The 22,359-nt window shown below is 74.6% G+C and carries 1 protein-coding gene; it reads left to right on the forward strand.

What is annotated here, in order from left to right; genetic code table 11:
- Positions 1-4 precede the first annotated feature (4 nt).
- Positions 5-22,354, forward strand: coding sequence for an SDR family NAD(P)-dependent oxidoreductase (locus ACIGNX_RS27750; RefSeq protein WP_396543690.1), 22,350 nt, complete (start codon positions 5-7; stop codon positions 22,352-22,354).
- The last annotated feature ends 5 nt before the right edge of the window (positions 22,355-22,359 follow it).

Here is a 22,359-nt window from a genome sequence, read left to right on the forward strand (position 1 = left end):
CCCGATGGGTGGGGAAAAATCCCGCGCTGACGACCGGATCGCGATCGTCGGAATGGCCTGCCGGTTGCCGCAGGCGCCCGACCCGGCCGCGTTCTGGGCGCTGCTGCGCGACGGCCGGGACGCGATCACCGCCCCGCCGCCCGGCCGGGCGGGCGGGCTGCCCGCCGGCTTCCTGGACCGGGTGGAGGACTTCGACGCGGGGTTCTTCGGCATCTCGCCCCGCGAGGCCGCCGCCGCGGACCCGCAGCAGCGGCTCGCCCTGGAGCTGGCGTGGGAGGCGCTGGAGGACGCCCGGATCGTGCCCGGCACGCTCGCGGGCGGCCGGACCGGCGTGTTCCTGGGCGCGACCTGGGACGACTACGCCACCCTGAGCCACCCCGCGCACGTCACCCCGCACACCACGACCGGCACGAACCGGGGCCTGATCGCCAACCGCGTGTCGCACTTCCTCGGCCTGCGCGGGCCGAGCCTGACCGTGGACGCGGCGCAGTCGTCCGCGCTGGTCGCGGTGCACCTGGCGGTGGCGAGCCTGCGCCGGGGCGAGACCGCGCTCGCGGTGGCGGGCGGGGTGAACCTCAACCTCGCGGCGAGCCGGGAGACGAGCGCGGTCGAGTTCGGCGGGCTGTCGCCGGACGGCCGCAGCCACACCTTCGACGCCCGCGCCAACGGCTTCGCCCGCGGCGAGGGCGGCGGCCTGGTCGTGCTGAAACCGCTGGCCCGGGCCCTGGCGGACGGTGACCCCGTGCACGCGGTGATCCTCGGCAGCGCGGTGAACAACGACGGCCCCACGCGCGGGTTGACCGTGCCCAGCGCCGACGCGCAGGCGCAGGTCATCGGCGAGGCCCTGGCCGACGCGGGTGTCCGGCCCGACGACGTGCAGTACGTCGAGCTGCACGGCACCGGCACCCCGGTCGGCGACCCGGTGGAGGCCGCGGGCCTCGGCGCGGCCCACGCCGGGCGGGCCACCGAGCTGCTGGTCGGCTCGGCGAAGACCAACGTCGGCCACCTGGAGGGCGCGGCCGGGGTGGTCGGCCTGCTGAAGGCCGTGCTGAGCATCCGCCACCGCGCCCTGCCGGCCAGCCTGAACCACGCCACGCCGAACCCGGACATCCCGTTCGACTCGCTGAAGCTGCGGGTCCAGACGGACCTGACCCCGTGGCCGCGCGCGGACCGGCGGCTGGTCGCGGGCGTGTCGGCGTTCGGCATGGGCGGCACGAACGCGCACGTGGTCGTCGCCGAACCGCCGGACCCGGACCCGGAGCCGGTCGTGCCGGTCGCGGAGGCCGCCGCGGAGTCCCTCGCGGGGTCCGCCACGGAGTCCGTCACGGAGTCCGCCGTCGTGCCGTGGGTGCTGTCCGGGCGGACCGAGCAGGCGCTGCGCGGCCAGGCCGCGCGGCTGCGCGACCACCTCGCCGCCCACCCCGACCTGACGCCCGCCGAGGTCGGCCACGCGTTGGCGACCACCCGCACGCGCTTCGCCCACCGGGCCGTGCTGCTCGACCCGTCCGGCCTCGGGGTGCTCGCCGCGGGCCGCCCGGCTCCCGACCTGGTCACCGGCCGGGCCGCCGACCTCGGGCCCACGGTGTTCGTGTTCCCCGGCCAAGGCGCGCAGTGGGTCGGCATGGGCCGTGAGCTGTACGCGGGCGAACCCGTGTTCCGCGCCGGCATCGACGCCTGCGCGGCCGCGCTCGCGCCCCACACCGACTGGTCGCTGGTCGACGTGCTGCACGGCGGCGCGCTGGACCGGGTCGACGTGGTCCAGCCCGCGCTGTTCGCGGTCATGGTGTCGCTGGCCGCGCTGTGGCGGTCGCACGGCGTCGAGCCGGACGCGGTGGTCGGCCATTCCCAGGGCGAAATCGCCGCGGCTCACGTGGCGGGGGCATTGTCGTTGTCCGACGCGGCCCGCGTGGTGGCATTGCGCAGCCGCGCCCTCATCGCCTTGGCCGGACGCGGCGGAATGACTTCCGTCACATTACCGTTCGAACAGGCCGAGCAATTGGTGGCCCGCTGGAACGGGCGATTGACAGTTGCCGCGGTGAATGCGCCCGGCTCGGTCGTGGTGTCCGGACCGACCGACGCGTTGGCCGAACTGGCGGACGTGTGCGCGGCGGACGGCATTCGGGCGCGCGCCATCCCGGTGGATTACGCCGCCCATTCGGCGCAGGTGTCCGCCATTCGTGAGCGGCTGCTCGACGACCTCGCCGACGTGCGCCCGCGACCGGGCGGGGTGCCGTTCTACTCGGCGGTGACCGGCGGCGCGCTGGACACCGCGACCCTCGACGCCGACTACTGGTACCGCAACCTGCGCGAGCCGGTCCGGTTCGACCTGGCGACCGCCGCCCTGACCGAGGCCGGGCACGACGTGTTCGTGGAGGTGAGCCCCCACCCGGTGCTGACGCCCGCGGTGGACGTCCCGTTCGCCACCGGGACGTTGCGCCGGGACCGGGGCGGCCGGGGCGAGTTCCTGACGGCGCTGGGCCGGGTGTTCGCGGCCGGCGGGCCGGTCGACTTCACGCCCGCGTTCCCGGCCCGGGTCCGACCGGTCGACCTGCCCACCTACGCCTTCCAACGCCGACCGCACTGGCTCGGTGACCACGCGCCGGCCACCGAGCCGACCACCGACCTCTCCGCCGAGCCGACCGTTAATCCCACCACCGAGCCGACCACCAACCTCGCCGAGCCGACCACGGACCCCGCCGAACTGGTCACCGCCACCATCGCCGCCGTCCTCGGGCACGCCGACGTCACCGACCTCGACCCCGCGCTGACGTTCAAGGACCTCGGCTTCGACTCCGTCATGGGCGTGGCCCTGCGCGACCGCCTCAACACCGCCCTGGGCCTGCGGCTGTCGTCGGGCCTGATCTACGACCACCCGACGCCCGCCGCCCTGCTGGCGCACCTGCGTGACGGCACGGTCGACGTGCCCGACGTCGTGGCTCCGGCCGATGACGACACGGCCGATGCCGACCCGGCCGATGACGACACGATCGTCATCGTCGGCATGAGCTGCCGGTTCCCGGGCGGTGTGGCGTCACCCGACGACCTGTGGCGGCTGGTGACGTCCGAGGTCGACGCGATCGGCGGCTTTCCCACCGACCGGGGCTGGGACCTGGGCCGGCTGCACGACCCGGACCTGAGCAGCGGTGGCACCACCTCGGTGGCCCGGGGCGGGTTCCTGGCGGACGCCGGCGGGTTCGACGCGGCGTTCTTCGGGGTCTCGCCGCGTGAGGCGTTGGCGATGGACCCGCAGCAGCGGTTGGTGCTGGAGACCGCCTGGGAGGCGTTCGAGCACGCGGGCATCGACCCGACGTCGTTGCAGGGCAGCTCGACGGGGGTGTTCACCGGCATCTGGTCGTCCGGGTACGCGGTCGGCACGCCGGTGCCCGAGGACGTCGAGGGCTACCTGGTGACGGGCACCGCGACCAGCGTGACGTCCGGTCGCGTCGCCTACCACCTCGGGCTGCGCGGGCCGGCGCTGTCGGTGGACACGGCGTGCTCGTCGTCGTTGGTGGCGATCCACCTGGCGGCGCAGGCGTTGCGGTCGGGGGAGTGCGACCTGGCGCTGGCCGGCGGGGTCACGGTCATGGCCACCCCCGTGATCTTCACCGAGTTCTCCCGGCAACGCGGGCTCGCGCCTGACGGCCGCAGCAAGCCCTTCTCCGCCGCGGCCGACGGGACGAGCTGGGGTGAGGGCGCGGGTCTGGTGCTGCTGGAGCGCCTGTCGGACGCCCGTCGGCGTGGTCATCGGGTGTTGGCGGTGGTGGCGGGTTCGGCGGTGAACCAGGACGGCGCGTCGAACGGGCTCACCGCTCCCAATGGCCCGTCGCAGGAGCGGGTGATTCGGCAGGCCCTCGCGAGTGCCGGTTTGTCGCCGTCCGATGTGGACGCGGTGGAGGCGCACGGTACCGGGACGACGTTGGGTGATCCGATCGAGGCCCAGGCGTTGTTGGCGACCTATGGTCAGGGTCGTGCGGAACCGTTGTGGTTGGGTTCGGTGAAGTCGAACATCGGGCACACGCAGGCGGCTGCGGGTGTGGCTGGTGTGATCAAGATGGTGATGGCGTTGCGGCACGGGGTGTTGCCGCGGACGTTGCACGTGGATGAACCGACCCCACACGTCGACTGGACGGCGGGGGACATCCGGCTGCTCACCGGGACGACGACGTGGCCCGACACCGGCCGTCCCCGGCGGGCGGCGGTGTCCGCGTTCGGCATCAGCGGCACGAACGCCCACCTCGTGCTCCAACAAGCCCCGGACGCCGGCGCGGTCGAGCTGGGCGAGGAGCGGGCGGTCCCGTGGCTGGTCACCGCGAAGACCGAGGCCGCGCTGCACGCGCAGGTCGAACGGCTGCGCGCCCACGCGCTCGCCCACCCGGACGTCCCGGCCGCCGCGATCGCCGGCGAGCTGGCCACCCGCGCCCGGTTCCGCCACCGCGCGGTGCTGGTCGGCCCGGCTCGGGAACCCTTGCTCGGAATCCCGGGCGTCACCGGCAAGTCGGTGTTCGTTTTTCCGGGTCAGGGTGCGCAGTGGGTCGGCATGGGCCGTGAGCTGTACGGGTCCGAACCGGTGTTCCGGGAGGCGATCGACGCGTGTGAGCGGGCGCTCGCCCCGCACGTGGACTGGTCCCTGGTCGAGGTGCTCGACGGCGGTGACCTGGGTCGGGTGGACGTGGTGCAGCCCGCGCTGTTCGCCACGATGGTGGGGTTGGCCGCGTTGTGGCGGTCGTTCGGTGTCGAGCCGGATGCCGTCGTGGGGCACTCGCAAGGTGAGATCGCGGCCGCGTACGTGGCCGGCGCGCTGTCGTTGGAGGACGCGGCACGGGTCGTCGCGTTGCGCAGCAAGGCTCTGGTGGCCATCAGCGGTCGCGGTGGCATGGTCTCGGTGTCCTTGCCGGCCGACGACGAGCGGTTGTCCCGTTGGGGTGACCGGTTGACGGTCGCCGCGGTGAACGCGGCTTCCACGGTCGTGGTGTCGGGTGAGCCGGCCGCGTTGGACGAGTTGGTGGCGTTGTGCGAACGGGAGGGCGTGCACGCGCGGCGGATTCCGGTGGACTACGCGGCGCACTCGGCTCAGGTCGAAGCGGTCCGGGAGCGGTTGCTCGCGGAGCTGGCGGACATCACGCCGTTGCCGGCGGTGGTGCCGTTCTACTCGACGGTGACCGATGGCCTGGTCGAGAGCGTTGACGCTGCTTACTGGTACCGCAACCTGCGTGAGCCGGTGCGGTTCGACCGCGCGACGGAGCAGTTGCGGGCGACCGGGCACGAGGTGTTCATCGAGGTCAGCCCGCACCCGGTGCTGGTGCCGACGCTGGACGTCCCCGTGACGACCGGGACGTTGCGCCGCGAGCAGGGTGGTCGGGAGGAGTTCCTGACCGCGGCCGGACGGCTGTTCGTCGCCGGTGTGGACGTCGACTGGACCCCCGCCCTGCCGCCGGCCGGTGGCGCGGACCTGCCGACGTACGCGTTCCAGCACGAGCAGTTCTGGCTCACGGCCACCGCGCCGGTGGTGGACCCCTGGCGGTACGAGGTCGCGTGGGCTCCGGTGACGCCCGCCTCGACGCCCACCGGCCGGTGGCTGGTCCTGGCACCGGACGGTGGGCACCCGTGGGCCGACGCGACCGTGCGGGCGTTGCGGGACGGTGGCGCGGAGGTGGTCGACTCCGCCGAACGGGCCGACGGCGTGCTGTCGTTCCTGGCGCTGGACGAGTCACCGCACCCCGACCACCCGGCCGTGCCCGTGGGCCTGGCGCGCACCCTGGAGGCGCTGCGGGCGCTCGACGCGCCGCTGTGGTGCGTGACCAGCGGGGCGTTCGGCGACCGACCGCGCCAGGCGCTGGTGTGGGGCACGGGCACGTCGGCCGCGCTGGAGTTCCCGGAGCGGTGGGGCGGCCTGGTCGACGTCCCCGCCGCTCCGGACCCGGTGGGCGTGCGACGCCTGCTCGCGGCGATCGGCGGCCCGGAGGACCAGGTGTCGATCCGCGCGGAGGGCGTGTTCGCCCGCAGGCTGCGCCGGGCCCGGCCCACCCCGGCCGTCCGCGCGTGGCGACCGGAGGGCACGACGCTCATCACCGGCGGCACCGGCGCGGTGGGTGCCCGGGTGGCGCGCTGGCTCGCCGGGCAGGGCGCGGAGCACCTCGTGCTGGTCAGCCGCAGCGGCCCGGACGCCCCCGGAGCGGTCGAACTCCGCGACGAGCTGGCGGCCTCCGGCACGCGGGTCACGGTCGCGGCCTGCGACGTGGCCGACCGGGACGCGCTGGCGGCGTTGCTGGCGGAGGTCGGCGACGTCCGGTCGGTGTTCCACGCGGCCGGCGTGATCAGGTCCGGCCGGTTGGCCGACGACGACCTGGCCGGGTTCGCCGAGGTGGTCACGGCCAAGGTCGCGGGTGCCGCGCACCTGGCGGACCTGCTGCCCGACCTCGACGCGTTCGTGCTGTTCTCCTCCACCGCCGGCGTCTGGGGCGACGGTCACGGCGCGGCGTACGCGGCGGGCAACGCGTTCCTCGACGCCCTCGCCTCCCGGCACCGCGCCGAGGGCCGGTCGACCACCTCCGTGGCCTGGGGCATCTGGGCCGAGGGCGGGATGGCGGCGCTGGAGTCCGTGCGGCGGCAGCGGCGGCTGCTGGGCCTGGGCGAGATGCCGTCGGGGCGGGCGCTGGCCGCGTTGCGGGACGTGCTCGACCAGGACGTGCCGCACGCCGTGGTGACCCCGGTCGACTGGGCCGAATTTGCGCCCGCCTACACCCGGCTGCGACCCGGCCGACTCCTCGCGGACCTGCCCGAGGCGCAGGTGCGCGAGGAACCGGCCGAGCCGGGGACGCCGACCGACGTCGACCTGCTCGGGCTGGTCACGACCCACACGGCCGCCGTGCTGGGGCACGCCTCGCCAGGGTCGGTGGACCCGCGGCAGGCGTTCAAGGACCTCGGCTTCGACTCGCTGACGGCCGTCGAGCTGCGCGACCGGCTCACCACCGCGTTGGGCCGACGGCTGTCGGCCACCCTCGTGTTCGACCACCCCACGCCCGAACGGCTCGCCGCCCACCTGCGCGGTGAGGCCCCGTCCACCACCACCGGCCCGGCGACGACCAGGACCGACGAACCGATCGCGATCGTCGGCATGGGCTGCCGGTTCCCCGGCGGCGTGGCGTCGCCGGACGACCTGTGGCGGCTGGTGGCGGAGGGCGTGGACGCCGTCGGCGGCTTCCCCGAGGACCGCGGCTGGGACCTCGACCGGCTGTTCGACCCCACCTCGGCCCGCCCGCGCACGTCCTCGACCCGGCACGGCGGCTTCCTCGCCGACCCGGCCGGGTTCGACGCCGCCTTCTTCGGGATCTCGCCGCGTGAGGCGTTGGCGATGGACCCGCAGCAGCGGCTGTTGCTGGAGACCGCCTGGGAGGCGTTCGAGCACGCCGGCATCGACCCGACGTCGTTGCAGGGCAGCTCGACGGGGGTGTTCACCGGCATCTGGTCGACCGGGTACGCCGCCGGGCCGATCCCGGACGACCTGGAGGGCTACCAGGTCACCGGCACGGCCACCAGCATCGGCTCGGGCCGGCTGTCCTACCTCCTCGGCCTCGTCGGACCCGCGCTGTCGCTGGACACGGGCTGCTCGTCGTCGTTGGTGGCGCTGCACCTGGCGGCGCAGGCGTTGCGGTCGGGGGAGTGCGACCTGGCCCTGGCCGGCGGGGTGACGGTCAACGCCACGCCGACGTTGTTCACCGAGATGTCCCGGCAGGGCGCGAGCGCCCCGGACGGCCGCAGCAAGTCCTTCGCCGCGACCGCGGACGGCGCGGGGTGGTCCGAGGGCGCGGGGCTGCTCCTGCTGGAACGCCTGTCCGACGCCCGTCGGCACGGTCACCACGTCCTCGCGGTGGTGCGGGGCACCGCCGTCAACCAGGACGGTGCGTCGAACGGGTTGACGGCTCCCAATGGTCCGTCGCAGGAACGGGTGATCCGCCAAGCCCTCGCGAGTGCCGGACTGTCGCCGTCCGATGTGGACGCGGTGGAGGCGCACGGTACGGGTACGACGTTGGGTGATCCGATTGAGGCCCAAGCCTTGTTGGCGACTTATGGTCAGGGTCGTTCGGAGCCGTTGTGGTTGGGTTCGGTGAAGTCGAACATCGGTCATACGCAGGCGGCGGCTGGTGTGGCTGGTGTGATCAAGATGGTAATGGCGTTGCGGCACGGGGTGTTGCCGCGGACGTTGCACGTGGACGAGCCCACCCCGCACGTGGACTGGGCCGCCGGGAACGTGCGGCTGCTGACCGACGCCGTCGACTGGCCCGGGAGCGGTCCCCGGCGGGCGGCGGTGTCCGCGTTCGGCATCAGCGGCACGAACGCGCACACGATCATCGAGGAGGCACCCGAGGCCGCGCGACCGGCGGGCGAGGGTCCGCTCTGGTTGCTGTCGGCGAAGACGCCGGAGGCGTTGCGCGCGCAGGCCGCGCGGCTGCGTGACTTCGTGGCCGCGCACCCCGACGAGCACGCCGGCATCGGGCACGCCTTGGCTGGCCGGGCGCGGTTCGAGCACCGTGCGGTGGTGGTGGATGTGGCGGGTTTGGGTGCGTTGGCGGAGGGTCGTGAGCATCCGGGTGTGGTGAGGGGTAGTGCGGCGGGGTCGTTGGGCAAGTCGGTGTTCGTGTTTCCGGGTCAGGGTGCGCAGTGGGTCGGCATGGGTCGGGAGTTGTACGGGTCGGAGCCGGTGTTCCGTGAGGCGATTGACGCGTGTGGGCGGGCGCTTGCTCCGTATGTGGGCTGGTCTTTGGTCGAAGTGCTCAACGGTGGCGAGTTGGATCGGGTTGATGTGGTTCAGCCTGCGTTGTTCGCGATGATGGTGGGGTTGGCCGCGTTGTGGCGGTCGTTCGGTGTTGAGCCGGATGCCGTGGTGGGGCATTCGCAGGGTGAGATCGCGGCTGCGTACGTGGCGGGTGCGTTGTCGTTGGAAGACGCGGCACGGGTCGTCGCGTTGCGCAGCAGGGCTTTGCTGGCGATCTCGGGCTTGGGTGGCATGGTGGCCGTGTCCTTGTCGCCGGGGGATGAGCGGTTGTCGCGGTGGGGTGACCGGTTGACGGTGGCGGTGGTGAACGCGGCGTCGTCGGTGGTGGTGTCTGGTGAGCCGGCGGCGTTGGACGAGTTGGTGGCGTTGTGCGAGCGGGAGGGCGTGCACGCGCGGCGGATTCCGGTGGATTACGCGGCGCACTCGGCTCAGGTGGAGGCGGTCCGGGAGCGGTTGCTCGCGGATTTGGCGGGTGTCACGTCGTTGCCGGCGGTGGTGCCGTTCTACTCGACGGTGACCGATGGCCTGGTCGAGACGGTTGACGTTGCTTACTGGTATCGGAACCTGCGTGAGCCGGTGCGGTTCGATCGGGCGACGGAGCAGTTGCGAGCGACCGGGCACGAGGTGTTCATCGAGGTCAGCCCGCACCCGGTACTGGTGCCCGCGCTGGACGTCCCCGTGGCGACCGGCACGCTCCGCCGCGACGGTGGCGGTGTCCGCCTCGCCCTGGCCGCCCTGGTGGCCCGCGGCTTCCCGCTGCCCGGCACGGCCTCGGGTCGCGTCGCCGTGCCGACCTACCCGTTCCAGCGCACCCGGTACTGGCTCACGTCCGGCGCCGCCGAGCCCGCGCTCGGCCACCCCCTGCTGGACGCGTCCGTGGAGCTGCCGGACGACCGGGGTGCCGTGCTCACCGGTCGCCTCTCGACCCGCACGCACCCGTGGTTGGCCGATCACGCCGTCGACGGCGCGGTGCTGCTGCCCGGCACGGCGTTCGTGGAGCTGGTGGCCGAAGCGGGGCGCGCGGTGGGCCACCCGGTCGTCGCGGACCTGGTGCTGCACGTGCCGCTGGTCCTGACCGAACGGCCGGCGCACGTGCAGGTGTCCGTGGGAGCGCCGGACCACGCCGGCCACCGCCCCGTCACCGTGCACTCGCGGGTCGACGGCGAGTGGGTCCGCCACGCGTCCGGCGCGCTCGACCGCGCCCGACCCGCCTCCCCGGCCGCCTGGAGCCCGCGGGGCACGGGCGTCGACCCCGACGCCTTCTACGCCCACCTCGCCGACCTCGGCTACGAGTACGGGCCGGCGTTCCGGGGCGTGCGGGCGTTGCGGCACGGCGAGGACGAGGTGTTCGCCGAGGTCGCCGTGCCGGACGGGGCCAGGTTCGGCCTGCACCCGGCGCTGCTCGACGCGGCGCTGCAACCGGTGGTCCTGCTGCACCCCGACACCCGCCTGCGCCTGCCCTTCTCCTTCAGCGGCATCGCCGTGCACGCCACGGGCGTCTCGACGGCCCGCGTCCACCTCACCCGCCTCGGCCCGGACTCCTGCTCCGTCACCGTGACGGACCCGGCGGGCGGGCTCGTGGCGACCATCGACGCGCTGACCGTGCGGCCCGTAGGCGAGCCGTCAACGACGCTCCTGCGCACCGAGTGGGTGCCGTTGGTCGAGGCGAGCCCGGTGCCCGTTCGGCTCGCGCCCCTGCTGTCCGGGTCGCCGGACGCCGAGTCCGTCCACGCCCTCACCCGGCGGGCGCTCGCCGCGGTGCAGGACTTCCTGGCCTCCGACGCGCCGGGGCGACTGGTGGTGCCCACCCGTGCCGACGACGTGGCGGGTGCGGCGGTGCGGGGGCTGGTCCGCAGTGCGGCGGCGGAGCACCCCGGCCGGGTGGTGGCGGTCGCCCTGACCGGGGACGCGACGGTCGAGCAGGCGGCGGACGCGGCGGCCGTGGCGGGTGACGAGGTGGAGCTGGCGCTCCGCGACGGAGCCGCGCTCGTGCCCCGGCAGGTGTCGTTCCGGCCGCGGCCCGCGTCCGTCGACGGCCCGTGGCGGCTGGTCGAGTCGGGCACCGGCAGCCTGGACGACCTGGCGTTCGCCGAGGTCGCGGAAACCCCGTTGGAGCCGGGGCAGGTGCGGCTCGCGGTGCGGGCGGCGGGGCTGAACTTCCGGGACGTGCTCCTCGCGCTGGGGATGTACCCCGGGCGGGCGGCGCTGGGCGGTGAGGCGGTCGGGACGGTCGTCGAGGTCGGGCCGGGCGTGGACCGGTGGCGGGTGGGCGACCGGGTGCTCGGGCTCGCGTCCGGCACGTTCGGTCCTCGGGCCGTCGCCGACGCGAGGCTGCTCGCGCCGATCCCGGACGGCTGGTCGGCCACACGGGCGGCGGCGGTGCCGGTGGCGTTCCTGACCGCGTGGCACGGGCTGGTCGACCTCGGCCGCGTCGGCCCGGGCGACCGCGTGCTCGTGCACTCCGGCGCGGGTGGCGTGGGGACGGCCGCGATCCAGCTGGCCCGCCACCTGGGTGCGGAGGTGTTCGCCACGGCGAGCCCCGGCAAGTGGGACGTGCTGCGCGAGCTGGGCCTGGACGACGATCACATCGCCTCGTCGCGGACGGTGGAGTTCGAGCGGCGCTTCCCGCGGGTGGACGTGGTGCTGAACTCGTTGGCCGGTGAGTTCACCGACGCGTCGTTGCGCTTGCTCGCGCCCGGCGGCCGGTTCGTGGAGATGGGCAAGACCGACGTCCGCGCGCCCGAGGGCGTCGACTACCGGGCGTTCGACCTCAACGACGCCGACCCCGACCACCTGGGTGAGGTGCTGGCCGAGGTGCTGCGGCTGCTCCGGGACGGCGCGCTCCGGCTGCCGCCCGTCACGACGTACGACGTGCGGCGGGCGGTGGACGCGTTCCGGCTGATGAGCCAGGCCGGGCACGTCGGCAAGGTGGTGCTGACCGTGCCGCGGCTCGCCGACGGGACGGTGCTGATCACCGGGGGCTTGGGCACGCTGGGTCGCGCGGTGGCCGCGCACCTGGTGGCGCGGCACGGGGTGCGGCGGTTGGTGCTGGTCGGTCGCGGTGGTGGTGAGGCTCCGGCACTGCCCGCGGACGTGCGGGTGGTCGCGTGTGACGTCTCCGACCGCGAGCAGGTGGCGCGGTTGGTGGCGTCGATCCCCGACCTGACGGCCGTGGTGCACGCGGCCGGCGTGCTGGACGACGCCGTGGTGCAGGGCCTCACCCCGGAGGCGCTGGACCGCGTGCTGCGGCCGAAGGTCGACGGCGCCTGGCACCTGCACGAGCTGACGTCCGACCTCGACGCGTTCGTGCTCTTCTCGGCCGCGGCCGGCGTGCTGGGCAACGCGGGCCAGGCCAACTACGCCGCCGCGAACTCTTACCTCGACGCCCTGGCCGCCCACCGGCACGCCCTCGGCCTGCCCGCCGTCTCGATGGCGTGGGGCCACTGGGCGGAGGAGTCCGGCATGACCGCCCACCTCACCGCGACCGACCGCGAGCGCTTCGCCCGCGCGGGCATCGCCCCCATGACCACCGCGCAGGCGCTCGCGCTGTTCGACGCGGCCCTGGCCTCCGGCCTGCCCACCGTGACCACGGCGCACCTGGACACGCGCACCACGCGTGCGCTGCCACCGCCGCCCGCGCCCGGGGAAGACCTCCTGGCCCTGGTCACGACCCACACCACGGCCGTGCTCGGGCACCCCGACCCGGCGGCGATCAAGCCCCGGCTCGCCTTCCGCGACCTCGGGTTCGACTCGTTGACGGCCGTGGAGCTGCGCAACCGGCTGGCCACGGCCACCGGCCTGCGCCTGCCCGCGACCCTGGTGTTCGACCACCCGACACCCGAAGAACTCGCCGAGCACCTGCGGCTGGAGCTGACGGGCACGCGGGAGGAGACCAGCGAGCCGGTCGTGCGGGCGGTGGACGACGACCCGATCGTGATCGTGGGTATGGGGTGTCGGTTGCCGGGTGGTGTGGGGTCGCCGGAGGACTTGTGGCGGCTGGTGTCGGAGGGTGTGGACGCGATCACGGAGTTCCCGGTGGATCGCGGGTGGGATCTGGAGCGGTTGTACCACCCGGACCCCGACCATCCCGGGACCAGTTACACCCGGTCCGGTGGCTTCCTGGACGATGTGGCGGGGTTCGACGCGGATTTCTTCGGGATCTCGCCGCGTGAGGCGTTGGCGATGGACCCGCAGCAGCGCGTGTTGCTGGAGACCGCGTGGGAGACGATCGAGCACGCCGGCATCGACCCGACCTCGCTGCGCGGGAGCCAGACCGGGGTGTTCACCGGCCTGTGGTCGTCCGGGTACGGGGGCGTGGTCGAGCAGGCACCGCGTGACGCCGAGGGCTACCTGGCGACCGGCATCTCACCCAGCGTCACCTCCGGCCGGATCGCCTACCTGCTCGGGTTGCGAGGTCAGGCGGTGTCGGTCGACTCGGCGTGCTCGTCGTCGCTGGTGGCCATGCACCTGGCGGCGCAGGCGTTGCGGTCGGGGGAGTGCGACCTGGCGCTGGCCGGTGGCGTGACCGTGATCGTGAACCCGTTGGGCTTCACGGAGTTCTCGCGCCAGCGCGGGTTGGCGGCCGACGGTCGGTGCAAGCCGTTCTCGGCGGCGGCCGACGGCACGGGGTGGGGTGAGGGCGCGGGTCTGGTGCTGTTGGAGCGCCTGTCGGACGCCCGGCGCAACGGCCACCGGGTGCTCGCGGTGCTGGCGGGTTCGGCGGTGAACCAGGACGGCGCCTCGAACGGGCTGACGGCTCCGAACGGTCCGTCGCAGGAGCGGGTGATCCGGCAGGCGTTGGCCAGTGCCGGTTTGTCACCGTCCGATGTGGACGCGGTGGAGGCGCACGGTACGGGGACGACGTTGGGTGATCCGATCGAGGCCCAGGCGTTGTTGGCGACTTATGGTCAGGGTCGTTCGGTGCCGTTGTGGTTGGGGTCGGTGAAGTCGAACATCGGGCACACTCAGGCGGCGGCGGGTGTGGCTGGTGTGATCAAGATGGTGATGGCGTTGCGGCACGGGGTGTTGCCGCGGACGTTGCACGTGGACGAACCCACCCCGCACGTCGACTGGGCCGCCGGAGACGTGCGGCTGCTGACGGACAGCGTGCCGTGGCCGGAGACCGGCCGGGTGCGTCGGGCGGGTGTGTCGTCGTTCGGGGTCAGCGGGACCAATGCCCACGTCATCGTCGAACAGGCGCCACCGGCGGCGGAGCCGGGCGGGGACGCGCGAGACCTGCCGTGGGTGATCACCGGCCGGACCGAACGGGCGGTGCGCGACCAGGCACGCCGGTTGAGCGAGGTCGTCGGGTCGGCCGACCGGTCCGCCGTGGCCCGGGTGCTGGCGGGTCGGGCGCGGTTCGAGCACCGTGCGGTGGTGGTGGATGTGGCGGGTTTGGGTGCGTTGGCGGAGGGTCGTGAGCATCCGGGTGTGGTGAGGGGTAGTGCGGCGGGGTCGTTGGGCAAGTCGGTGTTCGTTTTTCCGGGTCAGGGTGCGCAGTGGGTCGGCATGGGCCGTGAGCTGTACGCGTCCGAACCGGTGTTCCGGGACGCGATCGACGCGTGTGGGCGGGCGCTCGCCCCGCACGTGGACTGGTCTTTGGTCGAGGTGTTGAACGGCGGTGACCTGGGTCGGGTGGATGTGGTTCAGCCGGCGTTGTTCGGGATGATGGTGGGGTTGGCCGCGTTGTGGCGGTCGTTCGGTGTGGAGCCGGATGCCGTGGTGGGGCATTCGCAGGGTGAGATCGCGGCTGCGTACGTGGCCGGCGCGCTGTCGTTGGAGGACGCGGCGCGAGTGGTCGCGTTGCGCAGCAAGGCTCTGGTCGCCATCAGCGGTCGCGGTGGCATGGTGTCGGTGTCCCTGCCGCCCGACGCGGAACTGTTGTCGCGGTGGGGCGACCGGCTGTCGGTGGCGGTGGTCAACGCGGCCGACTCCGTGGTGGTGTCCGGTGAACCGGGCGCGCTCGCCGAACTCGTCGCCGCCTGCGAGGCAGAGGGCATCCGGGCCCGCACGCTCCCCGTCGACTACGCGGCGCACTCGACCCAGGTGGAGGCGGTGCGCGATCGGTTGTTGGCGGATTTGGCGGGTGTCACGTCGTTGCCGGCGGTGGTGCCGTTCTACTCGACGGTGACCGATGGCCTGGTCGAGAGCGTTGACGCGGCTTACTGGTACCGCAACCTGCGTGAGCCGGTGCGGTTCGATCGGGCGACGGAGGCGTTGCGGGCGGCCGGGCACGAGGTGTTCATCGAGGTCAGCCCGCACCCGGTGCTGGTGCCCGCGCTGGACGTCCCGGTGGCGACCGGCACGCTCCGCCGCGACCAGGGCGACTTCACCGCCGCGGCCGCACGCCTGTTCGCCGCCGGCGTGGACGTGGACTGGCCCGTGCCCGAGGGCGGTCACGTCGACCTGCCCACGTACCCGTTCCAGCACGAGCGCTACTGGCTGACGCCCCTGCCGGGGACCGCCGACGTGACCGCGGCCGGGCTCGAAACGACCGACCACCCGCTGCTCGGGGCCGCCGTGGACCTCGCCGCGGGACGGGGCGTGGTGCTCACCGGACGCCTGTCGACGGCCGCCCACCCGTGGCTGGCCGACCACGCCGTCCACGGCACGGTGCTGCTGCCCGGCACGGCGTTCGTGGACCTCGCCCTGCGGGCCGGTGCCCGGGTCGGCCGGCACGTGCTGGACGAGCTGACGCTCGAAGCGCCGCTGGAGGTGCCCGCCCGCGACGCCGTGCCGGTCCAGGTCGTGGTCGACGGCCCGGCGGTCGCGATCCACTCGCGCGTCGACGGGGACTGGGTGCGGCACGCCACCGGCACGCTCGGCGGCGAACCGCCCGCGACCGGTCCGCTCGCGTGGCCGCCGGACGCCGAACCGGTCGACCTCGCCGGCTTCTACGACGACCTCGCGGCCCGCGGCTACGAGTACGGGCCGGCGTTCGAGGGCGTCCGGGCGGTGTGGCGGCACGGTGACGAGCTGCTCGCCGACGTGTCGCTGCCGGGCGCGGACGGGTTCGACCTGCACCCGGCGTTGCTGGACGCGGCCCTGCAGCCCCTCACCCTGGTCGCGTCGGGTCGACTGCCGTTCTCGTTCGCCGGGGTGGCCGTGCTGCGGACGGGCGTCACGGCGGCGCGGGTCCGCCTCACGCCGACCGCGCCGGACACCTACCGGGTGCTGCTCACCGCCGACGACGAGCCGGTGGCGGTGGTGGAGGCGCTGACCGTGCGGCCGATGACGGCGGACTTCCGGACCCGCGACCGGCGCGTGCTCCGCCTCGACTGGGTACCGGTGACCGCCGCGCCCGCCGACGCCGTCGTGCACCGCGTGATCAGCGCTGCCGGAACCGATCCGGTCCGGGCCGCGCACGACCTGACCGCCGAGACCCTGGCCGTGGTGCAGGACTTCCTGCGCACCTCCGACGACGGCAGGCTCGCCGTCGTCACGCGGGGCGCGGCGGGGCCCGGGGCGGTGACCGACCTCGCGGCGGCCGCGGTCTGGGGCCTGGTGCGGGCAGCCGAGGCCGAGCACCCGGGCCGGTTCGCGCTGGTCGACGTGGACCACGACGGCGAGGTCCCGGTGCCGGCCGACGAGTTCCAGGTGGCCGTGCGCGGCGACCGGGTGCTCGCGCCCCGGCTCACCCGCGCGCCCGGCTCGGCCGCGCCGCCCGACCTCGACGGCACGGTGCTGATCACCGGCGGCACCGGCACCCTCGGCCTGCTCCTCGCCCGCCACCTCGTGGCCCGGCACGGCGTGCGGCGGTTGGTGCTGCTCAGCCGCACGGGCGGTGCGGTGGAGGTCGACGGCGCGGACGTGACCGTGGTCGCCTGCGACGCGGGCGACCGGACCGCGCTGGCGGACGTGGTCGCCGCGATCCCGGACCTGCGCGCGGTGGTGCACCTGGCGGGCGTGCTGGACGACGCCGTGGTCACCTCCCTGACCCCGGACCGCCTGCACGACGTGCTGCGGCCGAAGGTGGACGTGGCCTGGCACCTGCACGAGCTGACCCGGCACCTCGACCTGGCCGCGTTCGTGCTGTTCTCCTCGGCCGCCGGCGTGCTGGGTGGCCCGGGCCAGGCCAACTACGCCGCCGCGAACGCCTTCCTGGACGCCCTCGCCGCCCACCGGCACGACCTGGGCCTGCCGGGCCTGTCCCTGGCGTGGGGGCAGTGGGAGCCGGCCAGCGGCCTGACCGGGCACCTCACCGAGGCCGACCGGCGGCGGCTCGCGCGGTCCGGCATCGTGCCGATGTCGACCGGGCACGCGTTGGCGCTGTTCGACGCCGCCCTGGCCGACGGGGCGCCCGCGCTCGTCCCCGCGCGCCTGGACCTCACCGCGCCGTCGTTGCGCGGCCTGACGCGGCGCACCCGGACCGCCACCGCCGATCCGGCGCACCGGATCACCTCCCTGCCCGAGGCCGAACAGCGCACCGCCGTGCTGGACCTGGTCAGCTCGCACACCGCCGTCGTGCTGGGCCGCACGGACGGGGTGGACGCGCGCCGGGCGTTCAAGGACCTCGGGTTCGACTCGTTGACCGCCGTGGAGCTGCGCAACCGGCTGGCCGCCGCACTGGGCGTGAAGCTGCCCGCCACGCTGACGTTCGACCACCCGACCCCGGACGCGCTCGCCACCCACCTGCACGGGCTGCTGCTCGGCCGGGAACGCCGGGACGCCGCACCGGTGGCCGTGCCCGCCGGTGACGACCCGGTCGTCATCGTCGGCCTGGGCTGCCGGTTCCCCGGCGGGGTCGGGTCGGCGGCCGACCTGTGGCGGCTGGTCGCCGACGGGGTCGACGCGATCGGCGACTTCCCGACCGACCGCGGCTGGGACCTCGGCCGGCTCCACGACCCGGCCGGCGGGCCCGGCACCACCTACACCCGGTCCGGCGGCTTCCTGCGGGAGGCGGCGGAGTTCGACGCGGCGTTCTTCGGGATCTCGCCGCGTGAGGCGTTGGCGATGGACCCGCAGCAGCGAGTGCTGCTGGAGACCGCGTGGGAGGCGTTCGAGCACGCCGGGATCGACCCGACGTCGTTGCGCGGCAGCCGGACCGGGGTGTTCACCGGCATCTGGTCGTCCGGCTACGGGTCGGGCCCGCAGCCCGCCGACCTGGAGGGCTACCTGTCCACCGGCACGGCCACGAGCGTGACGTCCGGGCGGGTGTCCTACCTGCTGGGGTTGGAGGGGCCCGCGGTGTCGGTGGACACGGCGTGCTCGTCGTCGTTGGTGGCGATCCACCTGGCCGCGCAGGCGTTGCGGTCGGGGGAGTGCACGCTCGCGCTGGCCGGTGGCGTCACGATCATGGCGACCCCGTCGGGGTTCGTGGAGTTCTCCCGGCAGCGCGGCCTGGCGGCGGACGGCCGGATCAAGTCGTTCGCCGACGCGGCCGACGGCACCAGTTGGTCCGAGGGCTCCGGGTTGGTGCTGCTGGAGCGGCTGTCGGACGCCCGTCGGCTCGGTCACCGGGTGTTGGCGGTGGTGCGGGGCACCGCCGTCAACCAGGACGGTGCGTCGAACGGGCTGACGGCTCCCAACGGTCCGTCGCAGGAGCGGGTGATCCGGCAGGCGTTGGCCAACGCGGGTTTGTCACCGTCCGATGTGGACGCTGTGGAGGCGCACGGTACCGGTACGACGTTGGGTGATCCGATCGAGGCCCAGGCGTTGTTGGCGACCTATGGCCAGGGTCGTTCGGAGCCGTTGTGGTTGGGGTCGGTGAAGTCGAACATCGGGCACACGCAGGCCGCGGCGGGTGCCGCGGGTGTGATCAAGATGGTCATGGCGATGCGGCACGGCACCCTGCCGCGCACCCTGCACGTCGACCGGCCCAGCACGCACGTGGACTGGGAGGCGGGCACCGTGCGGCTGCTCACCGACGCCGTGCCGTGGCCGGAGGTCGACCGGCCGCGGCGGGCCGGTGTGTCGTCCTTCGGGATCAGCGGCACGAACGCGCACGTGATCCTCGAACACGTGCCCGAGCACCCGGTCGCGGTCACGGGTCCGGTGCCGTGGCTGTTGTCGGCGAAGTCCCCGGAGGCGTTGCGGGAGCAGGCCCGGCGGTTGCGCGCGTTCGTCGGTGATCCGGCGGTGGGTGCGGCGCTGGCGACGCGTGCCCGGCTGCCGCACCGGGTCGCGCTCACCGACCCCGCCACGCTGCTCGCCGACCTCGACGCCGTGGCGCGGGGTGACGCGCCGATCGGTGAAGCGCGGACCGGTCGGACGGCGTTCGTGTTCTCGGGTCAGGGTTCGCAGTGGGTGGGGATGGGGCGGCGGTTGGCGGCGGCGTTCCCGGTGTTCGCCGAGGTGTTGGACGAGGTGTGCGGTCGGTTGGGGTTGGCGTTGTGGGACGTCGACTTGGACCGGACGGCTCACGCGCAGCCCGCGTTGTTCGCGGTCGAGGTGGCGTTGTACCGGCTGGTGGAGTCGTTGGGGTTGCGGCCGGATTATTTGATCGGGCATTCGGTGGGTGAGATCGCCGCGGCGCATGTGGCGGGTGTGCTCAGCCTTGAGGATGCGTGCACTTTGGTGTCGGCGCGCGGTCGGCTGATGCAGGACTTGCCGGCCGGGGGCGCGATGGTCGCGATCCGGGCCGGTTCGGCGGAGGTGGCGGAGACGCTGCCCGACGGGGTCGTGATTGCCGCCGTCAACGGCCCCGAGTCCGTGGTGGTCTCCGGTGACGAGGACGCGGTGCTGGAGGTCGCCTCCCTCTGGGAGGTGTTGGGGCACGAGACGCGGCGGCTGGCGGTGAGCCACGCGTTCCACTCGGCTCGGATGGAGCCGATGTTGGGTGAGTTCGCGCGGGTCGTGGAGGGGTTGGTGTTCAACGATCCACAGGTTCCGATCGTGTCGACGGTCTCGTCGGTGTGGTCGGGTAGCGTGAAGAACAGGGGTCCCCTGGGCGGGGACCTTCCCGCGGGTGTGGCGTTCGACGCCGGGTACTGGGTGCGCCAGGCGCGGGAACCGGTGTTGTTCGCCGAGGCCGTCGAGTGGGCCCGCGCGCACGGCGTGACGGCGTTCCTGGAGATCGGGCCGCACCCGACACTCGTGCCGACCGGCGTCATGCGGCGGGACGACGACTCACCCGGGCGGCTGCTCGCCGCGCTCGGCCGGTCGTGGGTCGACGGCGCGGAGTGGACCCTGCCCACCGCGCACCTCGACCTGCCGACCTACGCGTTCCAGCGGGAGCGGTTCTGGTTGCCCGCCACCGCGGCCGCGGACGTCGCCGGCGCGGGCCTCGGCGCGGTCGACCACCCGTTGCTGGGCGCGGCCGTGGAGCTGCCGGACGACCAGGGCGTGGTGCTGACCGGCCAGTTGTCGCCGGCCGCCCAGCCGTGGCTCGGCGAGCACGTCGTCCTCGGTTCGCCGCTGCTGCCGGGCACCGCGTTCGTGGAGCTGGCGCTGCGGGCCGGCCGCGAGGCGGGCTGCCCGGCGGTCGAGGAGCTGGCGCTCGAAGCGCCGCTGGCGCTGACCGGGCCGGTCGACGTGCGGATCACGGTCGGACCGCCCGGTCCGGACGCCCGGCGCACCGTGGCGATCCACTCCCGGGCCGACGACGGGTGGACGCGCCACGCCACCGGCGCCTTGGGGGCGGGCGTCGCGCCCGGCGAGCCGTGGACCGAGCCGCGCACCGAGCCGGTCGACCTGGGCGGCTTCTACGAGTCGCTGGCCGACGCCGGGTTCGGGTACGGGCCGGCGTTCCGGGGCCTGCGGGCCGTTCGGCGGCACGGGGACGACCTCTACGCCGACGTGCGGCTGCCCGTGGACGCCGACCGGTTCGCCCTGCACCCGGCGCTGCTCGACGCGGCGCTGCACGCCGTCACGGTCGCCGACGACCGGGCGCGGCTGCCGTTCTCCTTCACCGGGGTCGCGGTGTGGGCGTCGGGGCACACCGCGGTCCGCGTGAAGCTGACCGCGACCGGGCCCGACACCTACCGGGTCGCCCTGGTGAGCCCGGCCGGCGAGCCCGTCGCCGCCGTCGAGTCGCTGACCCTGCGCGCGCCGCGGTCCCGGCCGCACCACCTCCACCGGCTCACCTGGTCCCCGGTCGCGCCGAGCACCACCACGTCGGGTTCCGACCGGTTCCACCACGCCACCGACCCGGTCGAGACGTTGCGCGCGGTGCAGGAGTTCCTCGCCGACGAGCCGGACCCGGCCGCCCGGCTCGTCGTCGTGACGCGCGGCGCGGTGTCGGTGGCCGGCGAGGACGTGACCGACCCGCGCGCCGCGGCCGTGTGGGGCCTGGTGCGGTCGGCCGTCGCCGAGCACCCCGGGCGGTTCGCGCTGGTCGACGCGGACGGACCGGTGCCGGCACCGGGCGACGAGCCACAAGTCGCCGTGCGCGGCGGGCAGCTGTACGCGCCACGCCTGGAACGCGCCGCGTTCACGCCCGGGCCGTCGCCGTTCAGCCCGGGCGGCGCCGTGCTCGTCACCGGCGGCACCGGCGTGCTGGGCGCGGAGGTCGCCCGGCACCTGGTGGCCCGGCACGGCGTCACCCGCTTGATCCTGGCGAGCCGGCGCGGGCCCGACGCGCCGGGCGTCGCCGAGCTGGTGGCCGGCCTGTCCGGGGCGGAGGTGGCCGTGGTCGCGTGCGACGTGGCCGATCGGGACGCCGTGGCCCGGCTCCTGGCGCGGCACCCCGTCACCTCCGTGGTGCACGCGGCCGGGGTGCTGGACGACGCCGTGGTGCAGTCGCTGGACGCCGAGCGGTTCGCCGCGGTCTGGGGGCCCAAGGCCGCCGCCGCGCTGCACCTGCACGAGTTGGCAGGCGACCTGGAGGCGTTCGTGCTGTTCTCCTCGGCCGCGGGCGTCCTCGGAGCGCCGGGGCAGGCCAACTACGCCGCCGCGAACGCCTTCCTCGACGCCCTGGCCACCCACCGGCACGCCAACGGCCTGCCCGCCGTCTCGCTGGCCTGGGGGCAGTGGGCGCGGACCAGCGGCATGACCGGCGGCCTCACCGACGTCGACCGGCGGCGCATCGCCGCGGCCGGGGTGCTGCCGATGGCCACCGAGGAGGCGCTGGCCCTGTTCGACGCCGCCGTCACCGCCGGTGAGCCGGTGCTCGCGCCGATCCGGCTGGACCGCCGCGCGAGCGCGCCGGTCGAGCCGGCGCACGACGTGCTGGACCTCGTGCGCCGGGCCGTGGCGCGGGTGCTCGGCCACGCCTCCACCGACGCCGTCGGCCCGGATCGGGCGTTCAAGGACCTCGGGTTCGACTCGCTGACCGCCGTGGAGCTGCGCAACCAGCTCGACGCGGCCACCGGGCTGCGGCTGCCCGCCACGCTCACGTTCGACCACCCGACGCCCGCCCGGCTCGCCGACCACCTGCGCGACCGGCTGGCCGTCGCCGCGCCCGACCCGCTGCTGGCCGAGCTGGACCGGCTCAAGTCCGCGCTGGACCGGGCGGACCGGGCCGACCACGACGTGGTCGCCGCGCGCCTGGAGGCGTTGCTGGCGTCGTGGACGGCGAAGCGCGGCGAGCCCGAGGACGACCTGGACGACGCCACGGACAGCGAGCTGTTCAGCATCCTCGACGACGAGCACCGCCGGACCCAGGTCATCCGATCGGGCGAGCACCGCACCTCGGGGGAGTAGCCGCC

This window comes from Actinosynnema sp. NPDC053489, from assembly GCF_044544865.1.
Taxonomy (GTDB): domain Bacteria; phylum Actinomycetota; class Actinomycetes; order Mycobacteriales; family Pseudonocardiaceae; genus Actinosynnema.

Bases quoted from the DNA above. Each gene is read 5' to 3' on its own strand.
- ACIGNX_RS27750 (WP_396543690.1), top strand. From the start codon at position 5: ATGGGTGGGGAAAAATCCCGCGCTGACGACCGGATCGCGATCGTCGGA.